This window comes from Streptococcus suis (assembly GCF_002964045.1).
Taxonomy (GTDB): Bacteria; Bacillota; Bacilli; order Lactobacillales; family Streptococcaceae; genus Streptococcus; species Streptococcus suis_U.
This window is the reverse complement of the sequence record NZ_POPB01000090.1, coordinates 1-281: the sequence shown is the minus strand read 5'-3', so window position 1 is coordinate 281 and position 281 is coordinate 1. Positions and strand designations below refer to the sequence as shown.

The following is a 281-nucleotide window of genomic DNA, read 5'->3' as shown; positions in this document are numbered from 1 at the left end:
CAAAAGTCAAAGAAAAGGAGAAAGAATTTTATCATGAGCAAATTGAAGTCATTGTAGAAGAATTTATTGACGGTAAGCTTTACGGTGTACCATTTATTAAGAAAACGGATGATGAATTTATCATAGGTACCCCTCATTTTTCAACATCAGATAAAAAAGGAAATATTGTAACTACACACCAAAAAAGAAGAGCTGAAGGAGGTATGAAAATAGAAATAAGTGTAGATGAAGCATTAAACAAGGAATTGATTGATTTATCAAGGAGATATTTCAAAAATATG

1 protein-coding gene is annotated in these 281 nt (G+C 29.9%); it reads left to right on the top strand.

All coding sequences use genetic code 11. The annotated features are described in order from the left end of the window. The coding region (locus tag C1E99_RS14560; protein WP_161951111.1) for a hypothetical protein at positions 1 to 281 on the top strand (281 nt) is incomplete at both ends.